This window comes from Pseudomonas putida (genome assembly GCF_050989985.1).
Taxonomy (GTDB): Bacteria; Pseudomonadota; Gammaproteobacteria; order Pseudomonadales; family Pseudomonadaceae; genus Aquipseudomonas; species Aquipseudomonas putida_AI.
Genome location: NZ_CP158815.1, coordinates 1,234,197 through 1,247,679 on the forward strand (window position 1 = coordinate 1,234,197; position 13,483 = coordinate 1,247,679).

Sequence of the window (13,483 nt, forward strand, 5' to 3'; positions counted from 1 at the left end):
ATTGATCAGTTCATTGAAAAAAGTATTAACGTTATTCGCGGAAGTTGTTTGCTGCAGTGTCGGGTATATGGCAGGCATAAAAAAACCGCCCACCTGAAGAGGTGGGCGGTTTTTGATCAACAGTACTTGCGGTATTGCACCTGGATTACAGGATGCTCAGCGGGTACTCGATGATCAGACGGGTGTCGTACAGGTCGGACGAGTAGCCGCTGTAAGCGCCGTTCGAGCGGTAGTTGGCGAAACGTGCACGGAACGACAGGTCTTTAGCTGGACCTTCCTGGATCACGTACTTGGACTCGAGGTTCCACTCGTTTTCCTTACCTTCACCCAGACCGTTGGTCTTGATGTTGTCACCCATTACGTAACGGGTCATGAAGCTCAGACCAGGTACGCCGTAGGTAGCCATGTTGATGTCGTAACGAGCCTGCCAGGATTTCTCTTCGCGACCCACGAAGTCGGAGATCTGGATGGAGTTGGATACGAAGATGGTGCTGTTACCGTCAACGCCATAGTAGTAAGCGTTGTCGCCGCTGGATTGCTGGTAAGCAACGGTGAACTTGTGAGCGCCGAGGCTGTATGCAGCTGCCAGGGACCACAGTTTGTTGTCCACACCCAGGGTGCCGTCGCCGATAGCGTCAACCAGGTCGCCGCGCTTGTCGCCGGTGGTTTTGTAACCGTTCAGGTCGAAGTTCAGGGACTGATCGTCAGCGATTGGCAGGGTGTAGTTCAGGTTGATGTAGTACTTCTTGAAGTACTCATCAGCGTCGGAAGCAGCCAGGGCGCCGGTGAAGTTGTCGGTGAAGGCGTAGCTGGCACCGAAGATGTTGATGCCGTCGCTCAGGCCTTTGCCGTGGTTGCCATCTTCATCAGGCAGACCGCCGATGCTGTCGCGAGCCATACCGGTTTGTTTGCTCAGTGCGGTAAAGCGACCGGCGCTCAGTTCCAGGCCTTTGATTTCCTTGGAAGTGACCAGGGTACCGGTGGCGACTTCCGGCAGCAGACGGCTGTCGTCGGTTGCGAACACTGGGCTGGCAACGAATTGCTGGCCGTATTTCAGGACGGTGTCGGACAGGCGGAATTTAACTGCACCACCTACCTTGCCCTGGGATTTCTCTTCTTCGCCGTCGCTGTTGATTGCGAACAGACCGTTCCCACGGTGACCCTTGCCGCCGTCCAGTTTGACCGAGCCCATTGCCATGGCGTCGAGACCGAAACCTACGGTGCCTTGAGTGAAGCCCGACTCGTAAGTGAGCAATTGGCTGAGACCGGAGTCTTGACGGTAGCCGGAATCGCTGTTGGACGGGTTGCTTGCGCCGTTTTTGTAGTCACGGTTCATGTATTCAAAACGGGTTTTCAGTTTCAGGCTCTGGTCGCCAAAGAAACCCTTGGAATCGTCCTGGGAAGACGCTACTGCGAACTGCGAGGTACCAGCTGCAACAGCCAGTGCGATCATGCTCCACTTCATCACGCGCATCGTGATTTGCTCCTTTGGTTTTTAGAAGAGTATTGCCGTCCCACCTGTTTTATTATCTGGGCGGCTCTTTCTTTTTGTGTCGGCGCAAACTTATATCACGTCGACCAATGTTGGCGATACTTGCGCATCTAACCTTTCAGCATCTTTACGACCCTGTCGCAAACAGCTTGCTAGATGTCGCAAATTTACAGCCCCGATGCAACCGGACTGACAACTTTAATGCTGTTTTTCTGCGCTGGCGCATCGGTAAAAAGAGTCCCTGGTGAAACGTTTGAATCTCCATCGGGCTACCCTGCCACTGTTTTATTTAGTCCTGAGGCCTCCACTTCCCGTGGGCCTTATAGACGATGTGGGTGTGAATGCAACAACCGTGCACAAATCACTGTGTTACTGATAATTTTTTCAAAAAGTCTGACTGATACGGTAAAACCCCCATAAAACCGGGGGCTTCATCGCACAGCTTCTGGGGGTTGACGCCATTCTTTTCATGGTGTTGAACATCCTGTTACCGCCCCGTGACAACCAAAAATGTTACCGGTTCACCCCGCCAGTGAGTAATTGGCGGATGCTCGAAGCAGTCAGCGTAGACGCACTGTGCGGTTTTGGTGCAAAAAATTTTAATTGCTGTACTCAATTCACACAGTTCGGCCACTTCAGGAAACTGAACGATTTTCCGTTTTGCAGTCATTCCGGCGCTTTTTCGGCCTGTCCTGGTTCTGCAATGGTGCGTTTTAGCGGTAGGTGTCACATCTCGGGGCGAATTTCGACACCTTTGGTTTTGCGAGTGAGTGAGAACCATGGTTCGTCGTGAAGACGGCGGCGTTCACAGGTATGCTGCCGTCCTGTCGCTTGGTGCGCGATCCCTCTGGATGGGCGCTAAGCTGAAAAATGATGACCCGGCGGGAGTGCGCACAGTGTTCGCTTTAGATTCACGACTTCAACAAGACACCTTGCCGATCGGTGATTTCCCGCTGTGTCGGCTGCTGTTGTCCAACGACTCCAACTATCCGTGGTTCATCCTGGTACCTCGTCGCGACGATATCAGCGAGATATTTCAGTTGGGTGTCGCCGATCAGCAGTTGCTGTGGCAGGAGACAACCGCGCTGGCAGAGTTGCTAAAGACGGCGTTCGATGCGGACAAGATGAATGTCGGGGCCCTGGGTAACGTGGTCAGTCAGCTGCATATGCATGTCATCGTGCGCAAGCGAGAGGATGCAGCGTGGCCGGCTCCGGTCTGGGGCAAGCATCCGGCTATCCCGTACAGTGCCGGGCAGGTCGCCGCGATACGCGAGCAGCTTCGGGGCGTGTTGCCTGAAGATTTCACGTTTCTGGAGGATTGAACCATGAGCCTGGAAGATCGCGTTACCGATCTGGAAAGCCAGTTGGCGTTTCAGGATGACACCATCCAGGCCTTGAATGATGTGCTGGCGGCGCAGCAGCGGATCGTTGAACGCCTGCAGGCGCAAATGGCGGCATTGCTCAAGCGTCAGGAGGAAATGGCTGGTCAATTCGAGACTTTTGAAGAAGAAGCTCCGCCTCCGCATTACTGAATGGCAAGTAAAAAGCCAGGCACAAAAAACCGCGAACAGTTGCACTGTTCGCGGTTTTTTTTGGGGCTTCGAATCAGCGTCGCGGCAGGGCGGCGATCACATCTTCGGCTTGCAGGCCCTTGTCACGATTCATGACGGAGAACTCTACACGCTGGCCTTCGACCAGGACGCGGTGACCTTCGCCGCGAATAGCCCGGAAGTGCACGAAAATATCGTCGCCGGAGTCACGGGAGATAAAGCCGAAACCCTTGGAGGTGTTGAACCACTTGACGGTGCCGGTATCGCGGTTGCTCATGTCGTAGCTGGTTGGAGCTGCGGCCGGTGACGATTTGTAGAAGCTGATGGCCAGATGCAAAACGACGGCGATGAAAGCGGCGATCAGGCTGAACAGTACCGTTGGCTGGCCGGCAATGACAGGCATTGGCGCGATGAGCGTAAGGGTTTGCAGTACAACGGCCAGCATCAGCAGAGCGCTGACGAGGTTTTGCAGGTGATGACGCGGACCCTTGTTCCAGTTCGGGATGACTGGAGCGAGGATGAGGTTGAGCAGGCCGAACAGGGCCAGGTAAAGCGCATCGGGTTGTTGCAGGTAAGGTACAGCTTCGGTACGCAGGCTAGGGATGAAGGACAGCAGCAAGGCTGCTGTGCCCAATAGCAGGTGGACTATTTTCAACATTTTTATTGACTCACGTTAAGACGGATCACAAGGAAGAGCTGAAAGGACACGGTTCGCTTCGGAACAATAAGAGACGTTGAGCACGCATCCGATATCAGCCTATGCGCAGCGCCCGGAAAATAAGGGCGCCAGCGACACGGCATCTATTTAACAGCAAAGCTTGTGGCTACTCAAATCAAGGAGTCCGGCGGTGCATCGGGGGGATTTGTCGCAGGGTGGGGTAACGTCCAGGGCTGTGGTGCCGCGACAGGCTTGCTAGAGTGGTCCTGCACCTGTCGGATGAAATTCATCACCTTTAGGGGAAAAGCATGGCAATCGATATCGGTATCAGTGAAGAGGACCGCAAGTCCATCGTCGATGGTCTTTCGCGGCTGCTGTCGGACACTTACGTACTTTATTTGAAGACCCATAACTTCCATTGGAACGTTACCGGGCCCATGTTTCGCACGTTGCACTTGATGTTTGAAGAGCAATACAACGAACTGGCACTTGCGGTCGATTTGATTGCCGAGCGCATCCGCGCCCTCGGATTTCCCGCTCCCGGTGCCTACTCGATTTATGCTCGACTGTCCTCTATTAAAGAGGAAGAGGGCGTACCGGCCGCCGAAGACATGATCAGGCAACTGGTCGCGGGGCAGGAGGCGGTAACGCGTACGGCCCGTGGGATTTTTCCGTTGCTTGACAAGGTCAGCGACGAACCCACGGCTGACCTGCTGACCCAGCGCATGCAGGTTCACGAAAAAACCGCCTGGATGCTCCGCGCCTTGCTGGATCAGTAACACTTTCGCGCGAATGTACCTTTGGGGTCGTTCGCGCGTTCCTTCGCTGCATCGAGCGCTCATCCTGTCGAAAAATAACTGCCTGTTGAGGGACTTTTCGCCTGTCAGACCAGGAAAAGACAAGGCGTAGGACGCGCTCCATGTTCTGCCTCAGGTTATTGGCTTCTCCTACAGAGAAGGGCAAAAAGTCGTCTGGATATAACTTTGTCCTCGCGGTTCCATGGGCACACAGGCTCTATGGAAACCCGAGATGGCAAAGGAGTGTCAACGGTATGGTTCATGAAAACAGGAGAGGTGACAGGAGAGGTGGTCCGCTCAAGGGAATCAGGATCGATCCATTTGTCAGCGAGTTCGATATGGGGCTGGCTCAGCCTTTGTCCCGGTCGGTGCGACTCAATGGCTTCGCGACCTGTTTGCGGCTTGAGCAGGTGTACTGGGATATCTTGAGTGCAATAGCCAAAGTCAATTGCTGTTCCGTCAGTGCGTTGCTGTCTCACCTGGATCGTGAGGTCCATTTACGTCATGGCGGCGTAAAGAACTTCAGTGGGCTGGTGCGGGTGATTTGTGTTGTACACAGCCTTAAAGAAGCGGAATGCGCTGCCAAGGTTCAGTCTCGGCAATGAAATTGCAGCATGTCGATCTGTGCAGTCTTACGGCTGCACAGGCTGCATTTAATGGATATAATCCCGCTCTTTGCCGCAATACCCAGCGTGCGCGGTAGCAATCTGATCGCCGAGACAACCCCATGCCGATGTACGATTACCAATGTGCTTCCTGTGGTCATCAGTTGGAAGCCATTCAAAAGATCAGCGCGCCGCCGCTGGTCGACTGCCCTGCGTGCCAGGCACCAGAGCTCAAGAAGATGCTGTCCATGCCGGGGTTTCGCCTCAGCGGCAATGGCTGGTACGAGACCGATTTCAAGACCGGTTCGAAGAAGAATCTGGCCGGCGGTGACAAAGCTGACTAGGGTTCATGCTCTGAACTGAATCACACACGTGAGCGCTTGCCTCATCGGTCAGCCGATATGTGCAAGGTCTCCAACCGAATTTCGAATTACGAGAAGTGAAACCACGACCATGATGCGCAGCCATTATTGCGGCCAACTGAACGAAAGCCTGGACGGCCAGGAAATTACCCTTTGCGGATGGGTTCACCGTCGCCGTGACCACGGTGGGGTGATTTTCCTCGATATCCGTGATCGTGACGGTCTGGCTCAGGTGGTATTCGACCCGGATCGCGCTGAAACCTTCGCCGCTGCCGACCGCGTGCGCAGCGAGTACGTCGTGAAGATCACCGGCAAGGTTCGCCTGCGTCCGGCCGGTGCCACGAATCCGAACATGGCGTCGGGCATGATCGAAGTGCTGGGCTATGAGCTGGAAGTGCTGAACGAAGCGGAAACCCCGCCGTTCCCGCTGAACGAGTTCTCCGACGTGGGTGAAGAAACCCGCCTGCGCTATCGCTTCCTGGATCTGCGTCGCCCGGAAATGGCCGAGAAGCTGCGCCTGCGTTCGCGCATGACCACCAGTATTCGTCGCTACCTGGACGAGAACGGCTTCCTCGACGTCGAAACGCCGATCCTGACCCGTGCTACTCCGGAAGGTGCTCGCGACTACCTGGTACCTAGCCGCACCCACGCCGGTTCTTTCTTCGCCCTGCCGCAATCGCCACAGCTGTTCAAGCAACTGCTGATGGTGGCTGGCTTCGATCGTTACTATCAGATCGCAAAGTGCTTCCGCGACGAAGACCTGCGTGCGGACCGTCAGCCGGAATTCACCCAGATCGACATCGAGACCAGCTTCCTCGATGAAAAAGACATCATGGGCCTGACCGAGGGCATGATCCGCAACCTGTTCAAGGAAGTGCTGGGTCTGGAATTCGGCGATTTCCCGCACATGACCTTCGAAGAAGCCATGCGCCGCTACGGTTCCGACAAGCCGGACCTGCGTAACCCGCTGGAACTGGTAGACGTTGCCGACCAACTCAAGGACGTTGAATTCAAGGTCTTCAGCGGCCCGGCCAACGATCCGAAATGCCGTGTGACCGCACTGCGCGTACCGGGCGGGGCGAGCATGCCGCGCAGCAAGATCGACGACTACACCAAGTTCGTCGGCATCTACGGTGCCAAGGGCCTGGCCTACATCAAGGTCAACGAGCGCGCCAAAGGCGTCGAAGGCCTGCAGTCGCCAATCGTCAAGAACATCCCTGAAGCCGCCCTAAACGTGATCCTTGATCGCGTCGGTGCAGTCGATGGCGACATCGTGTTCTTCGGTGCAGACAAGTTCAAGATCGTCAGCGAAGCCCTAGGCGCGCTGCGGATCAAGGTCGGTCACGACCTGAACCTGCTGACCTGCGAGTGGGCACCGATGTGGGTCGTCGACTTCCCGATGTTCGAAGAGAACGACGACGGCAGCTTCACCGCGCTGCACCATCCGTTCACCGCGCCGAAGTGCACCCCGGAAGAGTTGGAAGCCAACCCGGCTATCGCACTGTCCCGTGCCTACGACATGGTCCTGAACGGTACCGAGCTGGGTGGTGGTTCGATCCGTATCCACCGTAAAGAGATGCAGCAGACTGTGTTCCGCCTGTTGGGCATCAACGAAGCGGAACAGGAAGAGAAGTTCGGCTTCCTGCTCGACGCCCTGAAATACGGCGCGCCGCCGCACGGTGGCCTGGCATTCGGTCTGGACCGTCTGGTGATGCTGATGACCGGCGCCCAGTCGATCCGTGAAGTGATCGCCTTCCCGAAAACCCAGAGCGCGGCAGACGTCATGACTCAGGCACCGGGTCAGGTAGATGCCAAGGCCCTGCGCGAACTGCATATTCGTTTGCGCGAAACGCCTAAAGCCGAGTAAGGCTGATCTGAAGGGCGCATCTTCGGATGCGCCTTTTCTTTATGGGTATGGTCGATATTTTTGTTTGCCGGCTGGCGCCTCAAGGCGTAGCGGGCAATGTTCCAAAGTGAATTCGGAGCGAGTTATGGCAGGTCATTCCAAGTGGGCGAACATCAAGCACCGCAAAGAACGTCAGGATGCCAAGAGAGGCAAGATCTTCACCAAGTGGATTCGTGAGCTGACCGTCGCAGCTCGTCAGGGTGGTGGCGATCCAGGTTCCAACCCACGTCTGCGCCTGGCCCTGGACAAGGCGCTGGGGGCGAACATGAGCCGCGACATCATCGATCGCGCCATCGCTCGTGGCACCGGCGCTGCCGATACTGACGACGTGGTAGAACTCACCTACGAAGGTTACGGTCCTGGCGGTGTGGCGGTAATGGTCGAGTGCATGACCGATAACCGCAACCGTACTGCCGCGGCGGTGCGTCATGCGTTCAGTAAATGCGGTGGCAATCTGGGTACCGATGGTTCGGTCGCGTACCTGTTCGAGCGCAAGGGGCAGATTTCCTTTGCGGCCGGCGTGGATGAAGATGCGCTGATGGAAGCGGCGATGGACGCTGATGCCGATGACGTGGTGACCAACCAAGATGGCTCGGTTGATGTGTTCACCTCGTTCGCCGGATTCTATTCGGTGCGTAACGCGCTGGAAGCGGCGGGGTTCAAGGGCGATGATGCGGAAATCGTCATGCTGCCGACCACCAGTGCCGAGCTGGATCTGGAAGGCGCCGAGAAGGTCCTCAAGCTGATCGACATGCTCGAAGACCTCGATGACGTGCAGAACGTCTACTCCAATGCGGATATCCCGGAGTCGGTCGCCGCGCAACTCGGCTGATGATTCGGTAAAAAGATCGCAGTGTTCGGTTTTCTTCCTGTGGGAGCTACCGAAGGCTGCGATCTTTTGATTTTCAGCGTTTTTAATTCAAGGATCGCGGTTATCCTCAGGCCACCGCGGTTATTTCTGCAGGCGTTATGACTTTAATTCTTGGTATCGACCCCGGTTCACGTATCACTGGTTATGGCGTGGTGCGTGATACCGGTCGTGGCTGCGAGTACGTGGCCTCCGGTTGCATCCGCACCGGCGCTGGCGAGCTGCATGAGCGCTTGCAGATCGTCTACCGCGGGGTGCGGGAGATCATCCAGACCTACAAGCCTGTGACCATGGGCATCGAAAAGGTGTTCATGGCGCGTAACGCCGACTCGGCGCTGAAACTGGGGCAGGCTCGTGGTGCCGCCATCGTCGCTGGCGCGGAAGAAAGCCTGGAGATTGCCGAGTACACCGCGACCCAGGTCAAGCAGGCAGTGGTTGGCACCGGCGCCGCCAACAAGGAGCAGGTGCAGATGATGGTCATGCACATGCTGAAACTGACCAGCAAGCCGCAGATCGACGCCTCCGACGCCCTGGCCATCGCCATTTGCCACGCTCACACCCGCTCCAGCCTGTTGCCTCATGGTTTGGGTGCGGCACGCAGTCGTGGCGGGCGCTTGCGTCTCTGATAGCATCGGCAGTCAATTTCATGGAATCAGGGATTTGCGCCCGGGCTGGCGCAAGACCCTCGCTCTGTCAGTCGCCGGCATCATGCTGGCCAACGCTCAAGGATCTGTAACGTGATTGGACGCTTGCGCGGCACACTGGCTGAGAAACAGCCGCCGCACCTGATTCTGGATGTAAACGGTTTGGGGTATGAGCTTGAAGTGCCCATGACCACACTTTATCGCTTGCCGTCGGTCGGTGAGCCGCTGACGCTGCACACCCATTTGGTCGTACGCGAAGACGCGCAGTTACTCTATGGCTTCGTCGGCAAGCGCGAGCGAGACTTTTTTCGCGAGTTGATCCGTCTTAATGGTGTAGGGCCGAAACTGGCCCTGGCGTTGATGTCGAGTCTGGAAGTCGACGAGCTGGTGCGCTGCGTGCAGTCCCAGGACACTTCGTCGTTGACCAAGGTGCCGGGTGTGGGTAAGAAAACCGCCGAGCGCCTGTTGGTCGAGCTGAAGGACCGCTTCAAGGCCTGGGAAACGGTGCCGGCCATGTTTGCCCTGGTGCCGAACCAGCCGGACGGGCCTGTGCCGGTCAACACGGCGGAAAACGACGCGGTCAGCGCGCTGATTTCCCTGGGCTACAAGCCGCAGGAAGCCAGCAAGGCGATTTCCGCGATCAAGGAGAAAGGTTTGAGCAGCGAAGACATGATTCGTCGTGCCCTGAAGGGAATGATCTAAGTGATTGAAGCTGATCGTCTGATCGCCGCCACAGGTAGCCCCCGTGAGCGCGAGGAAGTGCAGGACCGGGCGATTCGCCCTGTCAGCCTGGCCGAATACATTGGCCAGCCGACCGTTCGCGAGCAGATGGAGTTGTTCATCCAGGCGGCTCGAGGGCGCAATGAGTCCCTGGATCACACGCTGATCTTTGGTCCTCCGGGCCTGGGTAAAACCACCCTGGCCAACATCATTGCCCAGGAAATGGGTGTCTCGATCAAAAGCACTTCGGGGCCGGTCCTTGAGCGTCCGGGGGATCTGGCGGCCTTGCTGACCAATCTCGAACCTCATGACGTGCTGTTCATCGATGAAATCCATCGCCTGTCGCCGATTGTCGAAGAAGTGCTGTATCCGGCAATGGAAGATTTCCAGCTCGACATCATGATTGGCGAGGGTCCGGCTGCGCGTTCGATCAAGCTCGACTTGCCGCCATTCACGCTGGTTGGCGCGACCACGCGGGCGGGGATGTTGACCAATCCGTTGCGCGACCGTTTCGGGATCGTTCAGCGCCTGGAGTTCTACAGCAACGCCGATCTTGCAACCATTGTCAGTCGTTCGGCGGGCATCCTTGGCTTGCCGCTGGACCCGGAAGGCGCATTTGAAATCGCCCGCCGCGCCCGTGGCACTCCGCGGATCGCCAACCGTTTGCTGCGCCGGGTACGGGACTTCGCCGAAGTTCGTGCCAAGGGCCACATCACCAAGGCGGTTGCCGATATGGCCTTGAACCTGCTCGATGTCGACGAGCGTGGCTTCGATCATCAGGATCGGCGTCTGTTGCTGACCATGATCGAGAAGTTCGATGGCGGGCCGGTTGGCGTGGACAGCCTCGCCGCGGCCATCAGTGAAGAGCGTCACACCATTGAAGATGTACTGGAACCCTATCTGATTCAGCAGGGCTACATCATGCGTACCCCGCGGGGACGGGTGGTGACACGGCATGCTTACCTGCACTTCGGTTTAAACATTCCGTCACGATTGGGTGAAATGCCCGTGGTAGACGAGTTTCTCGGTGCAGTGGACGATTAATTAACTTTTGCGAGCTGAATTTTCGGGCATTGTGCTGTCCTAGCACCGTACTTTCTCGAGAAAGCCGCAGAACATTGAAAAACAGTTGCCTGCCGGATTGGCAACCCGAGGAGTAAGCACTAGAGTATGCGCGCGCAAAACGGGCTTGAGCCTTTCGCACATCGTTGTCGCGTTTATTACGAGGACACCGATGCGGGCGGCATCGTGTATTACGTTAATTACCTCAAGTTTATGGAACGGGCTCGAACCGAGCGGCTACGCGATCTGGGCTTTGCCCAATCGCAGCTGGCAGGGGAGGACCTGTTGTTCGTCGTGCATTCCAGCGAAGCGCGCTACCACGCGCCGGCGCGACTGGATGACGAATTGCTGGTAAGCGCTGAAGTAATCGAATTGAACCGTGCCAGCCTGCGCTTCAAACAACAGGTCAGGCGGGCTACGGATAACGTACTGCTCTGCGAAGGGCAGTTTCTGGTGGCCTGTGTGCGCACCAACAGCTTGAAACCCCGGGCCATTCCCGAAGCTCTACGAGCGGCCTTTGCCGACGTGAGCGGCGCGGGTACACACTCAACGCAGGAGATAAAGCGTGGAAGCTAACGTCGTCGACCATTCCTCCATGTGGAGCCTGGTCAGCAATGCCAGTATCGTGGTGCAACTGGTAATGCTGACCCTGGTAGCCGCATCGGTGACCTCATGGATCATGATCTTTCAGCGCAGCAACCTGCTGCGCGCCGGTCGACGCGCCCTGGAGAGCTTCGAGGAGCGCTTCTGGTCGGGTATCGACCTGTCCAAACTCTATCGTCAGGCGGGCAGCAACCCGGACCCGGATTCCGGTGTCGAGCAGATCTTCCGCGCCGGCTTCAAGGAATTCTCCCGTCTGCGCCAGCAGCCAGGCGTTGACCCGGAAGCGGTCATGGAAGGCGTGGCCCGTGCCATGCGCGTAGCGATTTCCCGCGAAGAAGAAAAGCTCGAACAGAGCCTGCCTTTCCTGGCCACCGTTGGCTCCGTCAGCCCGTACATCGGTCTGTTCGGAACCGTCTGGGGCATCATGAACTCCTTCCGTGGTCTGGCAACTGCCCAGCAAGCAACCCTGGCTACTGTAGCCCCAGGTATTGCCGAAGCCCTGATCGCCACCGCGATCGGCCTGTTCGCCGCCATTCCGGCGGTAATTGCCTACAACCGCTTCTCTGCTCGCAGCGAAACCCTGCTGAGCCGCTACTACACCTTCGCCGATGAATTCCAGGCGATCCTGCACCGCAAAGTGCACACCAGCGAAGAATAAGCAGGTAATTTCCAATGGCTTTAATCGCTCGAGCTCGACACAAGCGCAAGCCGGTCGCCGAGATGAACGTGGTGCCTTACATCGACGTGATGTTGGTGCTGCTGGTCATCTTCATGGTGACCGCGCCGATGCTCAATCAGGGCGTGAAAGTTGATCTGCCCAAGGTTTCCAGCGAAGCCTTGCCGCAGGACAACAACACCCAGGTCCTGACCATTTCGATCAAGGCTGACAAGACCTACTACTGGAACCTTGGCAGCGAAGTCGACACCGAAAAGCAGCAGGATCGCGCAATGACCCTGCCGCAGATGACAGACGCAGTGACCAAGATCATTCGCGTCGGCAACGAAGGTGGCAAGCGTACCCAGGTCTTCATTCGCGGCGACAAGAGCGTCGACTATGGCGCTGTCATGGGCGCCATGGGCGGGCTGCAGAAAGCCGGGGTCGGTAATGTTGGCTTGATTACCGAGGCGCCCTGATGCAGCAACAGCGAGAGCCGTCCGCCTCGGAAAGCTACTTCTGGCCTAGTGTCTGGGCGATTGGCTTGCACGTGCTGGTGTTCGGCATGTTGTTCGTCAGTTTCGCCTTCACACCGGAGCTGCCACCGGCCAAGCCTATTGTCCAGGCGACCCTGTACCAACTGAAATCGAAAAGTCAGGCAACCACCCAGACCAATCAGAAGATTGCGGGTGAGGCGAAGAAATCCGCTGCGCGCCAGACCGAAGAAGAACAGCTGGAACAGAAAAAGGTCGAGCAGGAAGCGGTGAAGGCTGCGGAACAAAAGAAAGAAGAAGCGGCTCAAAAGGCCGAGGAAGCCAAGAAGGCCGACGAGGCGAAGAAGGCGGAAGAGGCGAAAAAGGCTGATGAGGCCAAGAAAGCCGACGACGCGAAGAAAGCCGCCGAAGCCAAGAAGGCAGAAGAGAAACAATTGGCTGATATAGCCAAGAAGAAAGCGGAAGAAGAAGCCAAGAAGGCTGCTGAAGAAGAGGCCAAGAAAGCGGCCGCTGAAGAAGCGAAGAAAAAGATCGTCGAAGACGCGAAGAAGAAAGCCGCGGAAGACGCCAAGAAGAAAGCTGAAGCTGAAGAGGCGAAGAAGAAAGTCGCCGAAGAAGCGAAGAAGAAAGCTGCTGCCGATGCTGCGAAGAAGAAATCGCAGGACGCGGCGAAAAAGTCCGCCGAAGACAAAAAGGCCCAGGCCCTGGCAGATTTGCTTTCCGACACGCCACAGCGGCAGCAGGCCTTGGCCGATGAACAGGGTGACGAAGTCGCCGGCAGTTTCGATGACCTGATCCGAGTGCGTGCAGCAGAGGGCTGGGCCCGTCCACCTTCGGCTCGCAAAGGCATGACGGTCGTGTTGCAAATCGGCATGTTACCTGACGGTACGGTGACTTCGGTCAGCGTGGCCAAGTCCAGTGGCGACGGTCCGTTCGACGCTTCGGCTGTAGCGGCGGTGAAGAATATTGGACGTTTGACAGAAATGCAGGGAATGAAGCCGAGCGATTTCGCTCCGTATCGTTCGTTCAAGATGACATTTACACCTGAGGATCTATCCCCGTGAGAA

General features: G+C 56.9%; 16 protein-coding genes. 14 read left to right on the plus strand and 2 right to left on the minus strand.

Going from position 1 to position 13,483, the window contains the following annotated elements:
- Window positions 1-145: 145 nt before the first annotated feature.
- The gene (locus tag ABTV29_RS05850) at window positions 146-1,474 is read right to left on the minus strand and encodes an OprD family porin (protein WP_433769234.1); all 1,329 of its coding nucleotides are present in this window, start codon (window positions 1,472-1,474) and stop codon (window positions 146-148) included.
- A gap of 914 nt (window positions 1,475-2,388) precedes the next feature.
- On the opposite strand from ABTV29_RS05850, the gene ABTV29_RS05855 reads away from it, so the two are divergent.
- Window positions 2,389-2,814, plus strand: a complete 426-nt coding sequence (locus ABTV29_RS05855) for an HIT domain-containing protein (RefSeq protein ID WP_433771761.1) — start codon at window positions 2,389-2,391, stop codon at window positions 2,812-2,814.
- A gap of 3 nt (window positions 2,815-2,817) precedes the next feature.
- Window positions 2,818-3,024, plus strand: a complete 207-nt coding sequence (locus ABTV29_RS05860; RefSeq protein WP_433769235.1) for a SlyX family protein — start codon at window positions 2,818-2,820, stop codon at window positions 3,022-3,024.
- A gap of 73 nt (window positions 3,025-3,097) precedes the next feature.
- Here the strand turns inward: ABTV29_RS05860 and ABTV29_RS05865 are convergent, their stop codons facing one another.
- A complete protein-coding gene (locus tag ABTV29_RS05865) occupies window positions 3,098-3,700 on the minus strand; it encodes a cold-shock protein (protein ID WP_110964624.1) in 603 nt (200 codons plus the stop codon).
- 308 nt (window positions 3,701-4,008) lie between these two features.
- On the opposite strand from ABTV29_RS05865, the gene ABTV29_RS05870 reads away from it, so the two are divergent.
- The 12 genes from ABTV29_RS05870 to tolA all read left to right on the plus strand — a co-directional run bounded on the left by ABTV29_RS05870 (window position 4,009) and on the right by tolA (window position 13,480).
- On the plus strand, window positions 4,009-4,479 hold the full coding sequence (locus tag ABTV29_RS05870) for a Dps family protein (RefSeq protein ID WP_433769236.1): 471 nt from the start codon (window positions 4,009-4,011) through the stop codon (window positions 4,477-4,479).
- Between the two features lie 272 nt (window positions 4,480-4,751).
- Window positions 4,752-5,102, plus strand: a complete 351-nt coding sequence (locus ABTV29_RS05875; protein ID WP_433769237.1) for a ribbon-helix-helix domain-containing protein — start codon at window positions 4,752-4,754, stop codon at window positions 5,100-5,102.
- Between the two features lie 122 nt (window positions 5,103-5,224).
- Window positions 5,225-5,446, plus strand: a complete 222-nt coding sequence (locus ABTV29_RS05880) for an FmdB family zinc ribbon protein (protein WP_110964621.1) — start codon at window positions 5,225-5,227, stop codon at window positions 5,444-5,446.
- A 109-nt stretch (window positions 5,447-5,555) separates the two neighbouring features.
- Window positions 5,556-7,331: an aspartate--tRNA ligase gene (gene aspS, locus ABTV29_RS05885; RefSeq protein ID WP_433769238.1), complete on the plus strand. Its 1,776-nt coding sequence runs from the start codon at window positions 5,556-5,558 to the stop codon at window positions 7,329-7,331.
- Between the two features lie 124 nt (window positions 7,332-7,455).
- Window positions 7,456-8,202, plus strand: coding sequence for a YebC/PmpR family DNA-binding transcriptional regulator (locus ABTV29_RS05890; RefSeq protein ID WP_433769239.1), 747 nt, complete (start codon window positions 7,456-7,458; stop codon window positions 8,200-8,202).
- 137 nt (window positions 8,203-8,339) lie between these two features.
- Window positions 8,340-8,864, plus strand: a complete 525-nt coding sequence (gene ruvC, locus ABTV29_RS05895) for a crossover junction endodeoxyribonuclease RuvC (RefSeq protein WP_110964618.1) — start codon at window positions 8,340-8,342, stop codon at window positions 8,862-8,864.
- A gap of 111 nt (window positions 8,865-8,975) precedes the next feature.
- Window positions 8,976-9,584 (plus strand): Holliday junction branch migration protein RuvA, encoded by a 609-nt coding sequence (ruvA, locus tag ABTV29_RS05900; protein WP_433769240.1) that lies wholly within the window; start codon window positions 8,976-8,978, stop codon window positions 9,582-9,584.
- Window positions 9,585-10,646, plus strand: coding sequence for a Holliday junction branch migration DNA helicase RuvB (ruvB, locus tag ABTV29_RS05905; protein WP_433769241.1), 1,062 nt, complete (start codon window positions 9,585-9,587; stop codon window positions 10,644-10,646).
- Between the two features lie 126 nt (window positions 10,647-10,772).
- On the plus strand, window positions 10,773-11,240 hold the full coding sequence (ybgC, locus tag ABTV29_RS05910; protein WP_110964615.1) for a tol-pal system-associated acyl-CoA thioesterase: 468 nt from the start codon (window positions 10,773-10,775) through the stop codon (window positions 11,238-11,240).
- Complete coding sequence (tolQ, locus tag ABTV29_RS05915; RefSeq protein WP_095193175.1) at window positions 11,230-11,925, plus strand: protein TolQ; 696 nt, start codon at window positions 11,230-11,232, stop codon at window positions 11,923-11,925. The genes ybgC and tolQ overlap by 11 nt, the downstream gene beginning before the upstream one ends.
- Window positions 11,926-11,948: 23 nt before the next feature.
- Window positions 11,949-12,401, plus strand: a complete 453-nt coding sequence (gene tolR / locus ABTV29_RS05920; protein WP_170948638.1) for a protein TolR — start codon at window positions 11,949-11,951, stop codon at window positions 12,399-12,401.
- A complete protein-coding gene (tolA, locus tag ABTV29_RS05925; RefSeq protein ID WP_433769242.1) occupies window positions 12,401-13,480 on the plus strand; it encodes a cell envelope integrity protein TolA in 1,080 nt (359 codons plus the stop codon). The genes tolR and tolA overlap by 1 nt, the downstream gene beginning before the upstream one ends.
- The last annotated feature ends 3 nt before the right edge of the window (window positions 13,481-13,483 follow it).

Coding starts and splice junctions, on each gene's coding strand:
- ABTV29_RS05850 (WP_433769234.1), bottom strand. CDS start 1,474: ATGCGCGTGATGAAGTGGAGCATGATCGCACTGGCTGTTGCAGCTGGT.
- ABTV29_RS05860 (WP_433769235.1), top strand. CDS start 2,818: ATGAGCCTGGAAGATCGCGTTACCGATCTGGAAAGCCAGTTGGCGTTT.
- ABTV29_RS05865 (WP_110964624.1), bottom strand. CDS start 3,700: ATGTTGAAAATAGTCCACCTGCTATTGGGCACAGCAGCCTTGCTGCTG.
- ABTV29_RS05870 (WP_433769236.1), top strand. CDS start 4,009: ATGGCAATCGATATCGGTATCAGTGAAGAGGACCGCAAGTCCATCGTC.
- ABTV29_RS05875 (WP_433769237.1), top strand. CDS start 4,752: ATGGTTCATGAAAACAGGAGAGGTGACAGGAGAGGTGGTCCGCTCAAG.
- ABTV29_RS05880 (WP_110964621.1), top strand. CDS start 5,225: ATGCCGATGTACGATTACCAATGTGCTTCCTGTGGTCATCAGTTGGAA.
- aspS (WP_433769238.1), top strand. CDS start 5,556: ATGATGCGCAGCCATTATTGCGGCCAACTGAACGAAAGCCTGGACGGC.
- ABTV29_RS05890 (WP_433769239.1), top strand. CDS start 7,456: ATGGCAGGTCATTCCAAGTGGGCGAACATCAAGCACCGCAAAGAACGT.
- ruvC (WP_110964618.1), top strand. CDS start 8,340: ATGACTTTAATTCTTGGTATCGACCCCGGTTCACGTATCACTGGTTAT.
- ybgC (WP_110964615.1), top strand. CDS start 10,773: ATGCGCGCGCAAAACGGGCTTGAGCCTTTCGCACATCGTTGTCGCGTT.
- tolA (WP_433769242.1), top strand. CDS start 12,401: ATGCAGCAACAGCGAGAGCCGTCCGCCTCGGAAAGCTACTTCTGGCCT.